An 18,426-nucleotide genomic window follows, 5' to 3' on the forward strand; every position below is an offset into this window, starting at 1 on the left:
TGCGAGCCTCTTCATCCGTTACCATAAAATGCGCGGCACTTTGGACTTTATCTAATAGATGTAAATAATAAGGTAGTATGCCGTTTTCAAACAGTTTATTACTTAATTTAGCGAGACAGTCAGCATTATCATTCACACCGCGCAAAAGTACACTTTGATTTAATAAGGTAACACTTACCTGTTTTAACTGTTCCATCGCGCGACTAAACTCACTGTCAATTTCGTTGTCATGATTGATATGAGTCACCATAATAATCTGTAATCGAGAAATATTGAAACGTTGGCAAAGTGTTGTGGTAATGCGAGCAGGAATAACCACCGGTAATCGGCTATGGATCCTAAGCCGTTTGATATGAGGGATAGTTTCTAACTGTGACATCAGCCAATCTAACTCATGATCTTTTGCCATCAAAGGATCGCCGCCTGAAAAAATAACTTCATTAAGCTCAGTATGGCGTTGAATATAATTTAATGCAGTCTGCCAATTTTGTTTGTTGCCTTTGTTTTCTTCATACGGAAAGTGACGCCGGAAGCAGTAGCGGCAATTAACGGCACAACCTCCTTTAACTAATAGTAGGACGCGATCCTGATATTTATGTAATAATCCTGGAATTGGACTATTTTGCTCATTTAACGGGTCAGTCGAAAATGTTGGCGTAATATTAAATTCAGATTTTAGCGTAATAACTTGGCGTAAAAGGGGATCATTGGCATCACCGATCCGCATTTTTGCAATAAAAGGGTGAGGTACGCGCAGCGGAAATAAAGCACGAGCAGCACTTCCAGCACGCAATTCCGGATCATTTTGTAGTGACAGTAATCGTAGCAATTCGTCAGGATCAGTGACAGCTTCTGCAAGTTGTTGTAGCCAGACTTCTCTGGCAGGGCTTTTTTGAGTTACAATATTAAACATTTTTTGGCTATGCCATTTTTACTTAAAAAATTTAGAGGATTTCTATGGCTACCTATAGTACCAATGAATTTCGCTCAGGTCTTAAAATCATGTTAGATGGCAAGCCTTGTGCAATTGTGGAAAGCGAATTTGTCAAACCAGGCAAAGGACAAGCGTTTGCTCGCGTACGGATCCGTAAATTAATTTCTAATAAGTTATTAGAAAAAATATTTAAGTCAACTGATTCTGTCGAAAGTGCTGATGTTATGGATCTGAACTTGACCTATCTATACAGTGATGGTGAGTTTTGGCATTTTATGAATAATGAGACTTTTGAGCAACTAGCTGCTGATGAAAAAGCGGTCGGTGATAATGCAAAATGGTTAATCGATCAAGCTGATTGCATTGTTACATTATGGAATGGACAGCCTATTGCTATCACGCCACCGAATTTTGTTGAACTGGCAGTGGTTGATACCGATCCGGGTTTAAAGGGGGATACCGCAGGTACGGGCGGAAAACCGGCAACATTAAGTACCGGTGCGGTGGTAAAAGTTCCGCTATTCGTTCAAATTGGTGAGGTAATTAAAGTTGATACCCGCTCCGGTGAATATGTTTCTCGGGTGAAATAATATTTAGCTAATCTATCGCTTTTAATTAAAGGTTGTTTGTTAACAATGAATGGAGTGATAGGAGCATTATTTTTTATTGCTAATAATAGCCTGAAAATTTCAGGCTATTATTGTTTCCTCAATATTTTCTATTATCTTAGCTATTGATTTATCTGTTTTCTATTAGCCATTAGTGATTTAGGACTTAGGTATTAATAATTCGCTGTGGATTCACAATAATGTTCTTATCATTTGCCGCTATTGCTAAGTAGGGTGTTTCACGGCTGGTTGGAGTGGCTGATTTGAGCGCGCTTAAAATCGTTCTGATTGAAAACAATGCTAAAATCACCACCGTGATCATAAAAAAACTGGTCAATCCTGCATCGACACGATTATTAAAAACTAATTGCACTAACTGAGATTGGTTATATTGTGGCGGAATATTACCGCTGTTAATCAGCGACTGAAATTTGTTGGCAATGGCCAAAAAACCGATACTACTATTTTTACTAAATACTTTCTCCCAAGCCGCTGTCATCGTACAAATGATCAGCCAACAGGTGGTAATAGGGTTACCCAAGCATAAATATGTCGTTTCATTTTGAATAAAACGACGGTGCAGAGCATTAACGCCATACTTGCTAGCATCTGATTGGCAATACCGAACAGTGGCCATAATGTATTGATACCGCCTAATGGATCTACTATACCTTGATAAAGAAAATATCCCCACGCTAACACACAAAGTATTGTGGCAATAACATTGGCAAGTAATGAATCAGTTCTTTTTAGCGGTGGTGATATAACACCTAATAAATCTTGCAACATAAAGCGTGCAGCTCTTGTTCCAGCGTCGACAGCGGTTAAAATGAATAACGCTTCGAACAAGATCGCGAAATGGTACCAGAAAGAGACATTGAGTAAGCCGCTAAATGCACTATGTAGTAGATAAGCCATCCCAACAGCCAGGGTTGGTGCCCCACCGGCTCTTGAAATAATAGATTGTTCTCCAACTTCGTTAGCAATGTTGATTAGGGTTTCTGGTGTAATATGAAATCCCCAGCTACGACCCTGTACACGATTCTGTGTAAATGCCTTTTCTCAGTAGTGACCGTCCAGGCGGTCACCGAACTCGATAATAAAGCGGCTCATCGCCATACGCGAGTCCCTCAGCGGCATTGTCCATTTCTGTGACGCCGCCTGGATTGCCAGCCACACCACCTTTTTCACTGCGTCATCCGTCGGGAACACCTTACGCTTTTTGATGGCATGCCGGATCACGCTGTTCAGCGACTCTATGGCATTCGTTGTGTAGATCACCTTGCGGATGTCTGCCGGGTAAGCGAAGAACGTCGCCAGGTTGGCCCAGTTTGTCTGCCAGCTCCGGCTTATCTGCGGGTAGCGGCTGTCCCATGCGCTGGCGAACGCTTCCAGCGCCTGCTGGCCTGCTTCTCCCGTGGAAGCCTGATAGATGGCTTTCAGGTCGCGTGTGACGGCTTTGTAGTCCTTCCAGGAGACGAACCGTAGGCTGTTACGCACCATATGCACGATGCACAGCTGAATGCGGGCTTCCGGATACACGGTGTTGATGGCGTCCGGAAAGCCTTTCAGACCGTCGACACAGGCGATGAGGATATCGTTCAGACCACGGTTTTTTAGTTCTGTCAGCACACTGAGCCAGAACTTCGCGCCCTCGTTTTCGGCCAGCCACATACCCAACAGTTCTTTCTGACCTTCGATGTTGATACCCAGGGCCAGAAACACGGATTTATTGATGACGCGACTGTCCTGCCGGACCTTCAGGACGATACAGTCAAGATAAACAATAGGATAGACTGCATCCAGTGGGCGATTTTGCCATTCGGTAACCTGCTCCATCACGGAATCGGTGACCTTCGAGACCAGCGCCGGTGAGACATCCGCGTCATACAGTTCTTTGAACGCAGCCGCTATCTCGCGGGTGGTCATCCCTTTGGCGTACAACGATAAAATCTGGTTATCCATCCCGGAGATCCGGGTCTGGTTTTTCTTCACCAGTTGCGGTTCGAAAGAACCGTCACGATCGCGCGGAGTGCGTAGTTCCAGAGGACCATCGCCGGTGGTAACGGTCTTTGTGGAATAGCCGTTGCGGGAGTTGGCACCCGGTTTGGGCTGATTTTTATCGTAGCCCAGATGGTGGGACATTTCGGCGTTGAGAGCCGCCTCAACGCTGATTTTCTTCAGCAGACGATCGAACTGGCTGAGATCGTCAGGGGTTTTGAGATTTTTGGCCAATTCATTAGCCAGAGCCTGCAATTGTTTTTCGTCCATAAATTAACCTTCATTTGATGCTGGATTGAACATATCAAAATCAGGCAATTACACAAATTTATGTACAGGCTCGCGCAGCTCCATTGCATGTCAGTGCTTTATTTATTAATTTTTTTGTAATTTTCGTTTCAGTGGTTCACAATTTTTAACTATTTTTTTAACCTCATCAACAGTGAAACCAATAACGTTCAAAAAGTGTAAATTTAATATAAATTCCATTTTTAAACAGAGAATATAGAGATTTCGTTCCTTAACAAATTCACCTTCTAAGTTTTCATTGTAATGAGTCAAATAATTCCTCATATCTACAATTTTTCTTATAAACTTATTTCGTTCTTCACTTGTTCCAAGATGCTCTTTAAACGGCTCAATAAGCCTTTTTAACCTTTTACGTAGATTAATTTCATTTCCCTGCATTAATCTGCCTTTTAACCAGTCAATATGATCATCTGGGCACACTGCCAATGACTCAAAAACTTCTGGCTCCATTAACTTTTCATCGCTAGTTCTTCTATGAAAGATTTCCAACCCTTGTGCAAAAGCTAAAAACTTACCATCAAGGTATTTTCGAGCCCCCATTTTAGTTGAGAAATATAAACCAAATGCAGGAGATAAATATTCATAAGCATTTATCCAATTGTTGAATACTTGATGAGCCTTATCCTTGATAGCACCATAATTAAATAGCATGTCATGCGAATCTCGTTTGGGTACTTTTTCAGAATATGGAATACTTTGATAATAGATTTTGATTGGAACAGAGTCTTGTTTACCATCTCCAAGATCACGTGGTATTTCGCATGACGTTGCTGAAACGTTTTTCATAGCAACAACGTCATCCATGGCAAAGCACATAAGGTGGGTAATCTTAAAAGCAACAGCTGTAAAGTCGTTCAGATCAAGCAACTCTTCTGATTCAAGCTTAAAATAAGCTCTCTCACGAGTTTCGCACAAAACTAATTTGGGTACGCTAATAAAACACGGATTTGCTCAGTAATAGCACTTTTGATTACGTCCCAATTTTGTTGATAAAGGGTTATTTTTTCAGATATACGACGTTTATGTTGTTCAAACCACGCAGAAATAGCGAGAAAAATATGATTTCTTTGCGCTCGGCTCGTGCGAGCCTGACAGCGTTCAATACCACAGTTTTGTTTAACTTCTCGATGATAAACTTCAACAGACCAACGGGCATCCATGATAGATTTGACGTATTGACGGGTGTGATTCTCTTTGTTTGTTACTATGTAATCAATACGGCCGTTTTTGGCTGTAAATTTGAAAACGGTTACCCAACCATATCCTCGCAAGTGTATTGACGTTCCTTCTTCTGAGATGTCTAACTTGTTCAGTTGTTTGTTATGGTTAACAATCCTATTTTTCCTCAGCGTGGTTACCCAGATCCAACCATGAGAGCGAATTGATTTCAGGTTATCCAGGCTAGAATACCAAGCATCCATCACTACGGCTTCTGGCATGATCCCTCTTTTTTTAGCAAGAGTGAGCATTTCGGAAAAGTGCGTGTTTTTTGTTTTTCCATCAGAATCTTTATCATAAATACGATAATTGATAGGAATTGATTCAACCTTCGTCAGATCATGCCAAAGCAAATTAACTAAACCTATGCCAGCAATAACATCATGTTCATTACCTGAATATTGATAATGGACCATCACTATTTTTTTACTACGTGTTTTGGCAATCAATGTATCATCGGCAATTAGTACGCAAGGGCTTTTTTTGTCTATAGAAGGTTCAACTAATCGCCATAGGTCTTTAGGTCTAAAACATCTACTTTTTAGCCATCGGCTAACAGTGTCATGAGATAAAGGCGATGGGCTTACTTCTGATAACGCTAAACCAGAGTATCTTAAACTGCTTACTTGTAAGAATGTTTTATAGATATCTTTAATACATGGATAACCCGACAAAATATGAACACCCTGATTTTTTCTTGTTTTTAAATTTATACTTCTTTTTTGGAGATTGTGAAACTCGTGTCTCTGAGTGATCTTTGCCTCTTTTAAACTTGGAAAACAAGGAAGAGTATATGTGAAGCAAATTTCAAGCTTCATTCCATTATCAAGAATAAAGCTTATTTTTTCAGGAGGGTTATAACTAATCGTTGCGGTCTTGCCTTTCCAGTCGTGATCTACATTTATTCCACTGCTCCCAATTCATTCATCCAGGCAGTCTACTGCAAAGGAAAAAGTATTAAATGTTACGGCCTCATTTTGATCCCAAGCTGCCCCACTTAACATTCGATGAACAAAAATTTTTGATTTTGAGATACCTCCAAACGGGAAGCTTTTTTTAATATAAAAACAGTTATCAAGAGTTACTAGGCCATCATGTTCAACATGGCCTATTATTCTATCTATGTTAATGTTTTCCAGGAAAGATTTCGCACCCTCATCGAAAAGACCTGCGATTTCTAACTCAATTTTTCCACCATCGCTGATTGATAATATGCCGGGGATATTCTTTTCTCCATTTCCCGGTAGCCAAAAATAGCCAATTTTTTTGTATTCTTCTTCAATTCTCACAATATACCCCTTTTAAAATCTAATTTTGTATATTGGGCTGGCATATTTCCTACTTCCCCAGCATCTATTTATTTTTTAACGTTGCTATTTTAATTACTAAACTATTCCATTTACCTCAAACACAACACCAATATACGGTCTTTCTTTGATCTCTCACACTTTCTCATCGCAACTTTTTAAATATTTTATCTAAGCATCATCAATAACGTAAAACTTCACCAATCAACTCCTTGATAGCAAATAGCAAAAAGCCTCGCAAAAGCGAGGCTAATAATTTTTTTAATTTCACACTTATCACAAACTTGGCTGATAACCAAAAAGTTCTCAAGTGGATATTACATTTATAAATAACCTGAGTTCGGGATAAGCATTATCAATTATACTTGAAGATACGTACCTGCAACAGGTATCTTTGGTTTAGATGGCATTAAACAATATGCAACCAGTCCGCCTAATAAATTCACTACAAAGTTAGCCGGAGAGCGATGTCGCGTATGCTCTATTTGACAAAGATTTTTTAACTCATCAAATACCGTTTCAATGACAGAACGATGACGCAAGATGGCTTTGTCGAAACAAGTCTGTTTAATAGGCTTCATTTTCTTCTTGATATTCGTTATAAGGCTAATTCCCATCGTTTTGAGTTGCTGTTTCAGTGAAGCCGATAAATACCCTTTATCTGCGTACAAACAACCAGAAAGATCCTTTGTCAGCTCAGGCAATGGTTTCCGATCATCGGTGTTTCCTGGTGTGAGTCGAAAACTGAGTATTTCCCCCAAATGATTGATAATTACATGAAGCTTGAAACCAAAGAACCAACCTGTTGAATTTTTTCCCCGTTCAGCTATCCCATTGAAGACTTTATGTCTGCGGATCCGTAAGTTATCACACACCGCTATCGGAGTAGAATCGGCAACCGATAGCCCCGTGCATTTTCCCTTAATTGACTCAAACAGTGCCGTTAACGCTAAGGCACTACGCGGAAGTAACTCTACACAGCGTGAATAGGATGGCAAGTTAGGAAATTCCTTCCGGAGATATAAGCGGACATAATAGAGATAAAATACCTTGAATTGCCTGAATCGGAGTTGATGAAACAACACAACCAGTGTCATCATTTCCGCCAACGAAAGCTGAGTAGACCGTCTACGACGCTTAGTACCGTTAGTCAGCAAATATTCATGCATTTTTGGCTCGAAGTCTTTGCAAAAATCATCCATCAGGCAATAAAGTTCAGTAAGATTTTCCATAATTGTTTAACAATGCTCTACTCTTTAACCAGACTGTTAGAGTATTTTAACAAAACAGGCTCATTCAACTATTTGAATATCAAGACTTTCTCTTTATTTCTTATCCCGAACTCAGGTTCAATAGTGATAGAGAATGCCAATAGTTTAATCACGGAAGCCCGGGAAGCGGTGAGAAACGAATATATTATATGGAATACTGCGTTAGCGTTCTTGCTAAGCTGTGAACGAAGCGAACTAAAGACACCGGATTAACAGCGATGATGATGTTAATTGTCGAAGATGAGGTATTGAAGCATAGTTGTTGATAATTATTATCAATTGTAATACTATATGTTATCTTATTACATAAAGAGTTTTACTCATTGTTTCTAGCCAACACCAGCCTATTGGCTATTTTTTTGCCTGAATTTTTAATTAATAGCTTCTTTCAAAGTTTTACCCGCTTTAAAACTTGGGACGTTGGTAGCAGCAATTTTAAGTGCCTCGCCCGTTTTTGGGTTTCGTCCATCTCTAGCTGCTCTTGGCCTAACTTGAAAGCTACCAAAGCCAATCAGCTGTACGTCACTGCCGGATTTCAAAGATTCTGTCACCGTTTCGATGAAAGCGTTCAGTGCCTTCTCTGAATCTTCACGAGTTTCTCACCAATAAAAAAACGCTCTATTTTTAAGTTTAATTCAGCATAATATATAAATAGATAAAACCTTATAAATCAAATACAACTTATTGTAATTTAAGAAAATTCATGTGTTTTAGTAACTTGCAGATTGATCATTGCTTTTAAGCCATTTCTAGAATTTTATATGCCTGTGCGAAACTCGTGAGAATGTTTTATAGATATCTTTAATACATGGATAACCCGACAAAATATGAACACCCTGATTTTTTCTTGTTTTTAAATTTATACTTCTTTTTTGGAGATTGCGAAACTCGTGTAACTATTACATCAAACGCGCTGGACAATATCACCCGATTATCCCTATCGGCGCAGGCAATGAAGTGACGGTGGTTTTCTAGGAAGGGTTTCAGCTAAAAATCATTGAAGAAATGCAAGCAGAAGCAGGTAACAGGGAAAGGACGGATAAACGGACTGTGCCCCAAGGCAGTAACTTAAACGGGTTTAATACCGACAACATGCTTAGTCAGCTAGGGGAATTCGACCCACGTCAGTTTATTAATCAACACCAGGAAAAAGGCGTCTCACCATGAAATCAAACACAGTGTCAACGATCACCGAAAACTGATCCACTTTTTAGCTAAATACGATCAATCAAAATTGATCCACTGTTTTACTCGGTTATTGCTCCTGATCGCCGCTTATCTTTCAATCGATAGCTTTCACCGCTCAATTGCAGTACATGCGAATGATGAAGTAAACGATCAAGCATAGCGGCGGTTAATGTTGCGTCATCAGCAAAAGCACCAGGCCATTGTCCAAATGATAAGTTACTCGTCAATATGACACTGCCTGCTCATAACGCTTGGCAATCACATTGAAAAATAGGTTTGCTTCCTCTCGCCCAAATGGCAGGTATCCAATCTCATCTATGATCAACAACTTCGGGGCCATTACCGAACGTGATAGATACACGAGTTTCGCACCGGCATATAAAATTCTAGAAATGGCTTCAGAACAATAATTAATCTGTAACTTGCTAAGACGTATAAATTTACTTAAATTACAATAAGTTATTTTTAATTTATGAGATTTTTTCTATTTATATATTATGCTGAATTAAACTTAAAAATAGAGCGTTTTTTTATTGGTGCGAAACTCGTGAGATATTGTTTGAGCTTATTTTGTCGTTTAGCAGTTGAGAGTTGCAACATCAGTTCAGCCGCTGTTGTAAAGCGAGTTTTCTTCCTGGCCTGTACTGCTTTTAATCCTAATCCAATAGCTAAATGCGTTTTGCCTACACCGCTTGGGCCAAGCAACACGACATTTTCATTACGTTCAATAAAAGTTAATGCACTTAATTCTTGTATTTGTTGCTTAGGAACACCCGTTGCAAACTTAAAATCGAACGAACTAAGTTCTTTGTGCGTTGGGAATCCTGCCATCCGACTAAAGAGATGGAGAGTTCGTTCATCTCGTTGTTGTTGCTCACATTTTAATAGGGACAATAAAAACTCTCCGTAGCTTTTGTCTTGGGCAATGCACTGTTGGGCAAGTGATGACCAATGAGTCGGAACAGAATTTAATTTCAATGACTCACACAGGTGTTCAATTTGTTCATGCAATAACATGTTCACCTCCCAGCAATGCTTCATATACGCTGATTGAGTGTTGCAAATTGACAGATTCAAGCGGCGGTACGATACGGATATTAAGCGCATTAGTCTGCGGGATAGATTGGCAAATCCTTGTTGGCAAAGGAAGAAGATACTTAATTTCCTTAGCTAATCTATCTGCTGGCTTCTCTAACGTTGTTCCGTGAATCCGCTGATGAGCGACTTGTTGTAACCAGGGCCCCACTTTTGCATTGGCTATCTCCATGTCCAGTTCAAGATTATGAGCACGAAGGTCGTTATTTAATGGTACGATAAAGCTGTTTTTTAAGTAGTGGTTAAAGCGCTCTACTTTCCCTTTTGTTTTTGCCCTGTAGGGCTTACAAGCACTCAATTTAAATCCGTAATCTTTCGACATCTGAAGCATTTCGACATTTAATTATGTTCACCTTCTGCATAAGCATCCCGTTCGATGATGAGAGCTTTTGCGTTATCACACCATACTTCCTGTGGTACACCACCAAAATAGTCGAAAGCGTCTTTTAAACCTTGTTGCCAGGATTCTGCTCGCTCATTATCAAAGAATTTTACATAACTCGCAGGCGAGTAGCCGAGCGTTGCAACAAACGCTTTTAGGGGTTGTTTTCCTCGCCGGATGGTGGTGAAGTCGATTTGCATTTGTTGACCTGGCTGTGTTTCAAAACGGACGACAGCTTCGGGAACGATGCTTGGTTTAAATTGACAAACAAATCGGCGTAATTGAGCAATACCGCCTTGATAACCTCTTTCAACTACCTCATCAAATAAGACTGTTGCAGGGATCCAATCAGGTTTAGCCAATTCAATTCGCTGAAGCAAATAAGGTTTAAAGGGTGCCAGTTTACTCGGTTGTTTACTTTTTTTAGCATAAGTTGGCATTCCCTGCTGTTGTAAATGATGTTTTACGGTGTTACGGGAAATGCCCAATTCACGGGCAATTTTTCGAAGGCTTTGTCCTTGTGCAACGCGAACATGAATATCCACAAATATCTCCTTGGTTAACATAAATTACCCGTACAAAAATGTACGAATAATACCAAGTGGATCAGTTTTAGATGATCGTTAGTGGATCAGTTTTGCATGATCGCTGACATCGGTAAGACCCACCTTGCTACTGCCATCAGCTATAGGGCTGCGATGCAGGGATTAAGCATCCGTTTTCTAACTGCGGCGGACATGATGTTGCAGCTGCTTACCTCTCATCGACAAGGTGACCTTAAAGGATATCTTACCCGAGTTATCAGTAAACCTAGACTATTGATTATCGATGAAGTTGGCTATTTACCTTTTGGCAAGGAAGAAGCAAACCTGTTCTTCCAGGTGGTGGCAAAGCGATATGAAGCGGGTAGTGTGCTCTTAACTAGTAATCTGTCTTTTGCTCAGTGGTCAAGTACATTTGGTGACGATGAGACGCTAACAGCGGCTATGCTGGATAGATTGCTGCACCATGCTCATATTGTACAGATTAGTGGACAAAGTTATAAATTTTTAGACAGGGAAAAATATCTGCTCTAAAATGTCTATTAAATCGTTTCATAAAAATAAAAGACATTCTGTGTCTTTAAATCGATTAAGGAGACATTTAATGCGGCTTTTTGGCTATGCCAGAGTTTCAATCAGTCAACAATCGCTCGATATTCAAGTTAAAGCGCTTAAACAAGCCGGTGTAAGAGCAAATCGAATTTTTACTGATAAGGTCTCAGGCAGCCATACTAATCGGGATGGACTCAATCTATTGAGTTTGAAGGTCGAAGAGGGCGATATTATTTTGATTAAAAAACTGGATCGCCTGGGCCGTGATACCGCTGATATGATCCAATTGATAAAAGAGTTTGACCAAGAAGGGGTGGCGATACGATTTTTAGATGATGGTATCAGCACCGAAGGTACGATGGGCAAAATGATAGTCACCATCTTATCAGCAGTTGCTCAGGCAGAACGCCAACGTATTTTAGAACGAACAAACGAAGGCCGCCTGGAAGCGAAATTAAAAGGCGTTCAATTTGGACGTAAGCGCAGTGTTGATCGAGAAAAAATTAAACAACTATGCTCCCAGGGAATAGGAGCGACAGCAATTGCCCGTCAATTAAAGATTGCGCGCTCAACAGTTTATAAAGCACTTAATGATTAATATTTAATTTAAATAACCCATAACACAAATTTTATTAATTTTTTGGCACTGTTGGTTAAATTGTCAGAGAAGATTATCAGTGACCCGATCTTTGCAACAGTGCCTTTTTGTCTTAGTCTTTGATAGCTACTTCTTTCAGAGTCTGACTAGGTCTATCTAGTAGCTCCCAAAGATCAGTATAGAAAAAATGGTCAATTGTTTTTATATGCTGTGAAAGTAATGGATCACTGACCATATTTGGACGAATATCGCAGTAATAAACTCCGTCTAATGGGTTTAATTTGACTGTGTATGCTTTGAAATGCCCTGGTAAAAACGTACCATTGACTCCATACTTATTTTTGTGCTTTGTCTTTTTTCGCTGTACATCATTCAAGAAAATAGCGATATGAGGTAGAGCAGTATCAGTGAGACGGTTATAAAGAAATTTATCCATGAAAATCTTATCAATTCGGTCTTTACTGGACGTTTTTACCGAGCCAATAATTTTTAACTCATTATCTTTATTCAACAGCAAATCATGCTGATAGCTGGATTTGAAAAGCTCAATATCATCACTATCTTTTACTGGAACTTGCATCGTTCCAGATACTTAGCAAGCGAATAAGTCGCTCAAATAAATCACCATTCACCTTTCTAGCTTGGTTTGATTTCCCTGCAGGAAAGCATCGAGCGCGGCACCAATGGATTGTTGAATAGTGTAGATAGTGCGAATCAAATTTTCACGCAGGTCGTCGGATGGCATTTGACCATCTCGCCATTGCCTAAAAGCCATGCGGAACTGATTTTCAGCTTTGGCGAAACCTTCAGCATCATACATCAAGCTAGAATTCAGTTGCCGAGTGATATTGAAACTTCCATCTTCTCGGTACTGGAAAAATTGATAGTGGACTTCGTTTTGCGACACTATCCGCGCTTGCAATCCTGTATCAACGAATTCTAAGTAACTGGTACAAAAATCAATATATTGCTCGATGGTGTGAAATCGTTCTTTATTTATTACGTGACTTACTAAATCAGAAAGACTCATCGGATAGATTCCCTTTGTTTTGCTATTTTTTGGTCGTGCGCTATCCATTCATATTTTGTCATACGTCGAACACTTTTAAGCCTGTCTATAGCCCACTGATTATATTGTGGATCGAGATCACAAGCCATCCACTTACGGTTAAGCTGCTCGGCAACAACAGAGGTTGTACCAGATCCGGAAAATGGGTCTATAACTAGATCGCCCTCATTCGAGGATGCTAGAACAAACTTACGCACCAATTCTTCAGGCTTTTGTGTTGGATGAGGTGTTTTTTCGCCCATCCCATTGCAGGTGGTCGGAATATCTATCACGTCCTTTGGCTTTGCCCCTCTTGGGTGAGGAGTCGAATTGTCTCGTGATTTATTTGTACTCTTGCCATAAGCGCTTGTCTCCGCCTGCGGGTGAGATGGATATTTCAGTGTGTGTGCACCGTAAGGTATTCTTACATCGTCAATATTGATTTTTGATGCATCAGACTTACGAAAGTGAATTATGCTTTCATGTGAACGTCCCTAATCACTTCCTAAATTGGCTTTATTTTTGTAGTGCCAAATAAGCCATCTACAATGCTTGAAATACTTTGATGCCGGGTGCTTCAAATCAGCAAGGATTTCCGAAAAACCACATACATACAAAGACCCTGTAGGTTTCAAGACTCGTGATGATTGCTTGATCCATTTGATAGATCATTCAATGTATTTTTCTTGGCTATCGAAATTGTCCCAATTGGCTTTTTTTATATTATATGGTGGATCAGCAAAAACTAGGTCGACACTCGCATCATCAAGAGACTCAAGCCAGTCAAATGAATTACCTTGATATAAGCGCCCATTAAGATTTTCATACTGTAGTTGGAAACCTTGTTTTACAGGTTCAAAAAAGGACATAGCTTCATGTTTCTTAGCCTCCAACGAAGACATATTTAGAACTAGGTTTTCCTTAACAGTTGGAAATAAAACCTGTTTATTTTTACTCATTTTGCACACTCTCACTTCCTCAATGACTGGTCTTTGACATCCTCCCCGTCCTAAAGGCCGAGGATTTCTACTACATTCAGACTTCAGTCTGAATCATTTCAGTGGGTTTCTGCTTCAACGAGCCGCATGACTAACACACGAATTTGCTTTGTGATAAGTGGTTTTCTTTCACTATATAACCACAGGAGGCACATCGCTGACTTGTATATGCAGGTGGATAAACTTGACCACTACGCCATAGCTGCTTGTATTCAAGCTGACGCCGCATTTCGTACCAGCGCTGTCGAGTATCGAGCGATTTACCCCTGATTTTGCGCGTAGATTGCGTCCATGTTGTTCCGCCGTACCTTTCGCCGATTTCGACATTTTGCTGACCTTCAAATCCTCAATGATTATCATCGCCTGGTTTTTGCTGATTTCCGTTGTAGTTTTATGGAGGTAATCTTTACGAATATTGGCTATGTGAGAATACAAGCACTGTATTTTACGTTTTTGCTTTTTCCAATTTACGCTAAATTTTATTTTACGGCTTAACTGGCGCTGAAGCTTCGCCATCTTACGCCGATTGGCTTTAAAACTTGTTAACAGGTTTATAATTGTACCATCAGAGAACGTAGCACGCTATGGCGTGAGCGGCACAGCTACGCTACTTCGGAGCTGTTCATGGGGTGTTTTGACTTAAAGAACGGTTTGTACGACTCATTGCTTCAATCCCTTGTATCCCAATGGCTTAAGACGAAATATTGATTTTATTATTACTATGAATCTCTGCGTAATTTATTTAATTTTAGTAACTTTTATTTTTGTTAAAATTCATGATCTAAATGAGATTATTGTATATCTATTAAGGGGGTAGCGATACGATTTTTAGATGATGGTATCAACATCGAAGGTACCATGGGCAAAATGATAGTCACTATCTTATCAGCAATTGCTCAAGCCGAACGTGAACATATTCTAGAGCGTACAAACGAAAGTTTATTGGAAGCGAAAGTAAATAATATTTAGTTTTTGGGCATAAGCACAGTGTTTATAAGAAGAAATAAGACAACTGTGTTCTTATGGAATGGGGGTAAGAGTAATTGTCGGTCAATTAAAGATTTCGAATTCAACAGTTTATAAAGTGTTTTATAATTTAATTTTAGCTTAAAAACTGAAAAAATAAGATACGACAAATTCTTTTTAATATCTAGAGCAACCCTATTTTATGTACTTTATTTAATATTGCTTTTTAATAAAAAACTTTAATTAAAGTAATCCAAAACGGCCAATTTTGGGAGTGCTGGTGAATAAGGTAATCATAAAATTTCACTTTTAAATCTGTACATTGTAAGGCAAAGTCATCTTTACCCTCTGGTTTATAGTAAGCAAGTAGAGGGGAATCTAGAACCAAAAAGCCAGGATGTGGTAATTCATTTTCCTGACAAAATTCAAGTAGTGCTATACTGACCGCTGCATGACTAATGGCCCGTAGCCCCTTACCTTGGTTTCCTCTAGGTTTTCCATCAATCACAAAATCAGAATCCTTTTTTTCATAATACACATGGCAATCACCGGGAAAATCCCAAGCTTTAAGAATAGAGGATATTTTTAACGAAAGTTTATGAGTTATAGAGTTGGACATATCTACTAGTGAATTTTTGTTCTCTTTTTTTATGGGTACATTTCTCTGTAATGTGGTTTTTTTACTTTCTAGTCGATCCAATTGTGAGAACAAATCGACGGACTTTTGAACTTCTGCACGTTTGTCAATTAATTCAGTATAAGAGCTTCTATAACCATCAATTTTAGGAGCAATAATTTCACGAATATTTTTATCTAAATTCTGGTAAATTGTTTCAGAATTTCTGTAATGGATTTTAAGTCCGTCTGCTTCATTGAGAAGATCAGAGATAGTACCATTTAGCTCTATCAAAAGTTGCTCAATTTTTTCTATTTCAGCTGTTGCTGAAGTGACGATTGAATCTACATCCCCGTTACATGTTTGTTCTGAATTTTGGTGAGCTGGATTTGCTCCACAATGCGGACAAGGCATCACATCGATATATTTGAAAATAATTCCACTTTCCTGGATGGATTTCAGGCGATCAATATCTACAACATAATGTTTACGTAAAAGAGTAAATCTGGCAAGTAATTCAGATATTTGATCAAGACGTTCTTGAATTCTATTTTGTTCTTCAAAAGCTTGTTTTCTTTGTTGCAGTAGTAGATCCAGTTGCTGTTGTGCACAGATAAGAGTTTGGCGTTGATGCTCAATTGAATCTTCAAGATAGGTAGATTGAGAGGTTAATTCCTTACGATCTTTAGCCATATTTTCAATAAACAGTTCTGCTAGTAATTCATCAATCAGCTCAATTTGAGCTGTATTGTTAGAACTTTTTTCATTCACTACGTTGACCGCAGAATCATCAATACCCGTCAGTAAAAGTTTTATGGTTGCCAACTCAGAGGTTTTTGTAGTGTATTGTCCACTACAAAAAGGTGAGTCTTTTTTTTGAATTTCGTTTTCTTGGATCAGAATAAATCGTGCCAGGTTACGAAAACTAAGTCTTATACACGAGTTTCGCAATCTCCAAAAAAGAAGTATAAATCACGAGTTTCGCACAGGCCTATAAAATTCTAGAAATGGCTTAAAAGTAATGATTAATCTGCAAGTTACTGAAATGCATAAATTTACTTAATTTACAATAAGTTATATTTAATTTATAAGGTTTTATCTATTTATATATTATGCTGAATTAAACTTAAAAATAGAGCGTTTTTTTATTGGTGCGAAACTCGTGTAAATTTAAAAACAAGAAAAAATCAGGGTGTTCATATTTTGTCGGGTTATCCATGTATTAAAGATATCTATAAAACATTCTTACAAGTAAGCAGTTTAAGATACTCTGGTTTAGCGTTATCAGAAGTAAGCCCATCGCCTTTATCTCATGACACTGTTAGCCGATGGCTAAAAAGTAGATGTTTTAGACCTAAAGACCTATGGCGATTAGTTGAACCTTCTATAGACAAAAAAAGCCCTTGCGTACTAATTGCCGATGATACATTGATTGCCAAAACACGTAGTAAAAAAATAGAGATGGTCCATTATCAATATTCAGGTAATGAACATGATGTTATTGCTGGCATAGGTTTAGTTAATTTGCTTTGGCATGATCTGACGAAGGTTGAATCAATTCCTATCAATTATCGTATTTATGATAAAGATTCTGATGGAAAAACAAAAAACACGCACTTTTCCGAAATGCTCACTCTTGCTAAAAAAAGAGGGATCATGCCAGAAGCCGTAGTGATGGATGCTTGGTATTCTAGCCTGGATAACCTGAAATCAATTCGCTCTCATGGTTGGATCTGGGTAACCCCGCTGAGGAAAAATAGGATTGTTAACCATAACAAACAACTGAACAAGTTAGACATCTCAGAAGAAGGAATGTCAATACACTTGCGAGGATATGGTTGGGTAACCGTTTTCAAATTTACAGCCAAAAACGGCCGTATTGATTACATAGTAACAAACAAAGAGAATCCCACCCGTCAATACGTCAAATCTATCATGGATGCCCGTTGGTCTGTTGAAGTTTATCATCGAGAAGTTAAACAAAACTGTGGTATTGAACGCTGTCAGGCTCGCACGAGCCGAGCGCAAAGAAATCATATTTTTCTCGCTATTTCTGCGTGGTTTGAACAACATAAACGTCGTATATCTGAAAAAATAACCCTTTATCAACAAAATTGGGACGTAATCAAAAGTGCTATTACTGAGCAAATCCGTGTTTTATTAGCGTACCCAAATTAGTTTTGTGCGAAACTCGTGCTATATTGATGATGAAGATTATCGCCGCCGTATTCTGACTCAACTCAACAGGGGAGAAAGCCGACACGCCGTCGCCAGAGCCATCTGTCATGGACAAAAAGGTGAAATCAGAAAACGCTATCAGGACGGGCAGGAGGATCAGCTGGGTGCGCTGGGGTTGGTGACCAATGCAGTTGTTCTCTGGAATACCATCTACATGCAAGCTGCGCTAGATCATTTGCGCAATGAAGGTAAAACCATCAATGAAGAGGAAGAAGCCAGACTTTCGCCACTGAGACATGCGCATATAAACATGCTGGGGCACTACACATTCATGCTTGTAGAGCAGGTAACAAAAGGTCAACTTAGACCACTGAAGCAAGCGGAAGAAACGGATGAATGGCCGCTGTGACGGTCATATTTGTGTGGGGCCATAATTCGCAATTGTATAAAAAATGTACTTAACGTACGTTTTCGTACGATTGGGCTTCAGACCCCTTATATGGCTTGTAAAATATCCTCACGTCTGTGAAAACTAACATTATCTATAAAGAGCACCGATTTTTGTGGAAGGACAGATATGAAGCATTGCGTAATTCATGAATAAAACACATTATT

16 protein-coding genes and 9 pseudogenes are annotated in these 18,426 nt (G+C 39.2%); 8 read left to right on the forward strand and 17 right to left on the reverse strand.

Going from position 1 to position 18,426, the window contains the following annotated elements:
* Positions 1-913 (reverse strand): EF-P beta-lysylation protein EpmB (epmB, locus tag V3224_RS19115; RefSeq protein ID WP_334472292.1); only part of this gene is annotated, 913 nt, incomplete at its 3' end.
* 44 nt (positions 914-957) lie between these two features.
* Between epmB and efp the strand changes: the two genes are divergently transcribed.
* Positions 958-1,524, forward strand: a complete 567-nt coding sequence (gene efp / locus V3224_RS19120; RefSeq protein WP_334471969.1) for an elongation factor P — start codon at positions 958-960, stop codon at positions 1,522-1,524.
* 184 nt (positions 1,525-1,708) lie between these two features.
* Here efp and V3224_RS19125 read toward each other — a convergent pair.
* The 7 genes and pseudogenes from V3224_RS19125 to V3224_RS19155 form a co-directional block, all read right to left on the reverse strand.
* Positions 1,709-2,568: pseudogene (locus tag V3224_RS19125) on the reverse strand (carbon starvation CstA family protein); the annotation flags it as partial.
* A 36-nt stretch (positions 2,569-2,604) separates the two neighbouring features.
* Entirely contained in the window at positions 2,605-3,813 is a 1,209-nt protein-coding gene (locus V3224_RS19130) for an IS256 family transposase (protein ID WP_334471971.1), read from the reverse strand.
* A 105-nt stretch (positions 3,814-3,918) separates the two neighbouring features.
* On the reverse strand, positions 3,919-4,767 hold the full coding sequence (locus tag V3224_RS19135; protein WP_334471973.1) for a HEPN domain-containing protein: 849 nt from the start codon (positions 4,765-4,767) through the stop codon (positions 3,919-3,921).
* A 2-nt stretch (positions 4,768-4,769) separates the two neighbouring features.
* A complete protein-coding gene (locus V3224_RS19140; RefSeq protein ID WP_334471975.1) occupies positions 4,770-5,744 on the reverse strand; it encodes an IS701 family transposase in 975 nt (324 codons plus the stop codon).
* A 246-nt stretch (positions 5,745-5,990) separates the two neighbouring features.
* A complete protein-coding gene (locus V3224_RS19145) occupies positions 5,991-6,359 on the reverse strand; it encodes a hypothetical protein (RefSeq protein WP_334471977.1) in 369 nt (122 codons plus the stop codon).
* 377 nt (positions 6,360-6,736) lie between these two features.
* Positions 6,737-7,609, reverse strand: a complete 873-nt coding sequence (locus tag V3224_RS19150; protein WP_334467716.1) for an IS982 family transposase — start codon at positions 7,607-7,609, stop codon at positions 6,737-6,739.
* Positions 7,610-8,019: 410 nt separating this feature from the next.
* Positions 8,020-8,232, reverse strand: a pseudogene (locus tag V3224_RS19155) (HU family DNA-binding protein); the annotation flags it as partial.
* A gap of 310 nt (positions 8,233-8,542) precedes the next feature.
* On the opposite strand from V3224_RS19155, the pseudogene V3224_RS19160 reads away from it, so the two are divergent.
* Positions 8,543-8,815 (forward strand): annotated as a pseudogene (locus V3224_RS19160) (F-type conjugal transfer pilus assembly protein TraB); the annotation flags it as partial.
* An 80-nt stretch (positions 8,816-8,895) separates the two neighbouring features.
* Here the strand turns inward: V3224_RS19160 and V3224_RS19165 are convergent.
* The 3 genes and pseudogenes from V3224_RS19165 to istA form a co-directional block, all read right to left on the reverse strand.
* Positions 8,896-9,191 (reverse strand): annotated as a pseudogene (locus V3224_RS19165) (ATP-binding protein); the annotation flags it as partial.
* Positions 9,192-9,331: 140 nt separating this feature from the next.
* A complete protein-coding gene (locus tag V3224_RS19170; protein ID WP_334472293.1) occupies positions 9,332-9,853 on the reverse strand; it encodes an ATP-binding protein in 522 nt (173 codons plus the stop codon).
* Positions 9,840-10,879: pseudogene (gene istA, locus V3224_RS19175) on the reverse strand (IS21 family transposase). Before istA ends, V3224_RS19170 begins: the two are co-directional and overlap by 14 nt.
* An 87-nt stretch (positions 10,880-10,966) precedes the next feature.
* Here istA and V3224_RS19180 point away from each other — a divergent pair.
* Both V3224_RS19180 and V3224_RS19185 read left to right on the forward strand, forming a co-directional pair.
* Positions 10,967-11,389: pseudogene (locus V3224_RS19180) on the forward strand (ATP-binding protein); the annotation flags it as partial.
* A 70-nt stretch (positions 11,390-11,459) separates the two neighbouring features.
* The gene (locus V3224_RS19185) at positions 11,460-12,005 is read left to right on the forward strand and encodes a recombinase family protein (protein ID WP_334472294.1); all 546 of its coding nucleotides are present in this window, start codon (positions 11,460-11,462) and stop codon (positions 12,003-12,005) included.
* Between the two features lie 112 nt (positions 12,006-12,117).
* Here the strand turns inward: V3224_RS19185 and V3224_RS19190 are convergent, their stop codons facing one another.
* From V3224_RS19190 to V3224_RS19210, 5 genes and pseudogenes are all read right to left on the reverse strand, one after another.
* Complete coding sequence (locus V3224_RS19190; RefSeq protein WP_334472295.1) at positions 12,118-12,585, reverse strand: hypothetical protein; 468 nt, start codon at positions 12,583-12,585, stop codon at positions 12,118-12,120.
* 48 nt (positions 12,586-12,633) lie between these two features.
* Positions 12,634-12,912, reverse strand: coding sequence for a hypothetical protein (locus tag V3224_RS19195; RefSeq protein ID WP_334472296.1), 279 nt, complete (start codon positions 12,910-12,912; stop codon positions 12,634-12,636).
* A 119-nt stretch (positions 12,913-13,031) separates the two neighbouring features.
* Positions 13,032-13,532 (reverse strand): annotated as a pseudogene (locus tag V3224_RS19200) (DNA-methyltransferase); the annotation flags it as partial.
* A gap of 189 nt (positions 13,533-13,721) precedes the next feature.
* Entirely contained in the window at positions 13,722-14,012 is a 291-nt protein-coding gene (locus tag V3224_RS19205; protein WP_334472297.1) for a hypothetical protein, read from the reverse strand.
* Between the two features lie 133 nt (positions 14,013-14,145).
* Positions 14,146-14,630, reverse strand: a pseudogene (locus V3224_RS19210) (RNA-guided endonuclease InsQ/TnpB family protein); the annotation flags it as partial.
* Between the two features lie 279 nt (positions 14,631-14,909).
* Between V3224_RS19210 and V3224_RS19215 the strand changes: the two are divergent.
* Together V3224_RS19215 and V3224_RS30175 are read left to right on the forward strand one after the other, a co-directional pair.
* Complete coding sequence (locus V3224_RS19215) at positions 14,910-15,020, forward strand: recombinase family protein (protein WP_442890724.1); 111 nt, start codon at positions 14,910-14,912, stop codon at positions 15,018-15,020.
* Positions 15,021-15,054: 34 nt separating this feature from the next.
* On the forward strand, positions 15,055-15,162 hold the full coding sequence (locus tag V3224_RS30175) for a hypothetical protein (protein ID WP_442890740.1): 108 nt from the start codon (positions 15,055-15,057) through the stop codon (positions 15,160-15,162).
* A gap of 81 nt (positions 15,163-15,243) precedes the next feature.
* On the opposite strand, the gene V3224_RS19220 is transcribed toward V3224_RS30175, so the two are convergent.
* Positions 15,244-16,584, reverse strand: a complete 1,341-nt coding sequence (locus V3224_RS19220; protein ID WP_334472298.1) for a hypothetical protein — start codon at positions 16,582-16,584, stop codon at positions 15,244-15,246.
* Between the two features lie 252 nt (positions 16,585-16,836).
* On the opposite strand from V3224_RS19220, the gene V3224_RS19225 reads away from it, so the two are divergent.
* Together V3224_RS19225 and V3224_RS19230 are read left to right on the forward strand one after the other, a co-directional pair.
* On the forward strand, positions 16,837-17,811 hold the full coding sequence (locus tag V3224_RS19225) for an IS701 family transposase (RefSeq protein ID WP_334472299.1): 975 nt from the start codon (positions 16,837-16,839) through the stop codon (positions 17,809-17,811).
* A gap of 19 nt (positions 17,812-17,830) precedes the next feature.
* Positions 17,831-18,220 (forward strand): annotated as a pseudogene (locus tag V3224_RS19230) (Tn3 family transposase); the annotation flags it as partial.
* Between the last annotated feature and the right edge of the window lie 206 nt (positions 18,221-18,426).

Origin of the sequence: Arsenophonus sp. PmNCSU2021_1, from assembly GCF_036919435.1 — a bacterium.
Taxonomy (GTDB): Bacteria; Pseudomonadota; Gammaproteobacteria; order Enterobacterales; family Enterobacteriaceae; genus Arsenophonus; species Arsenophonus nilaparvatae.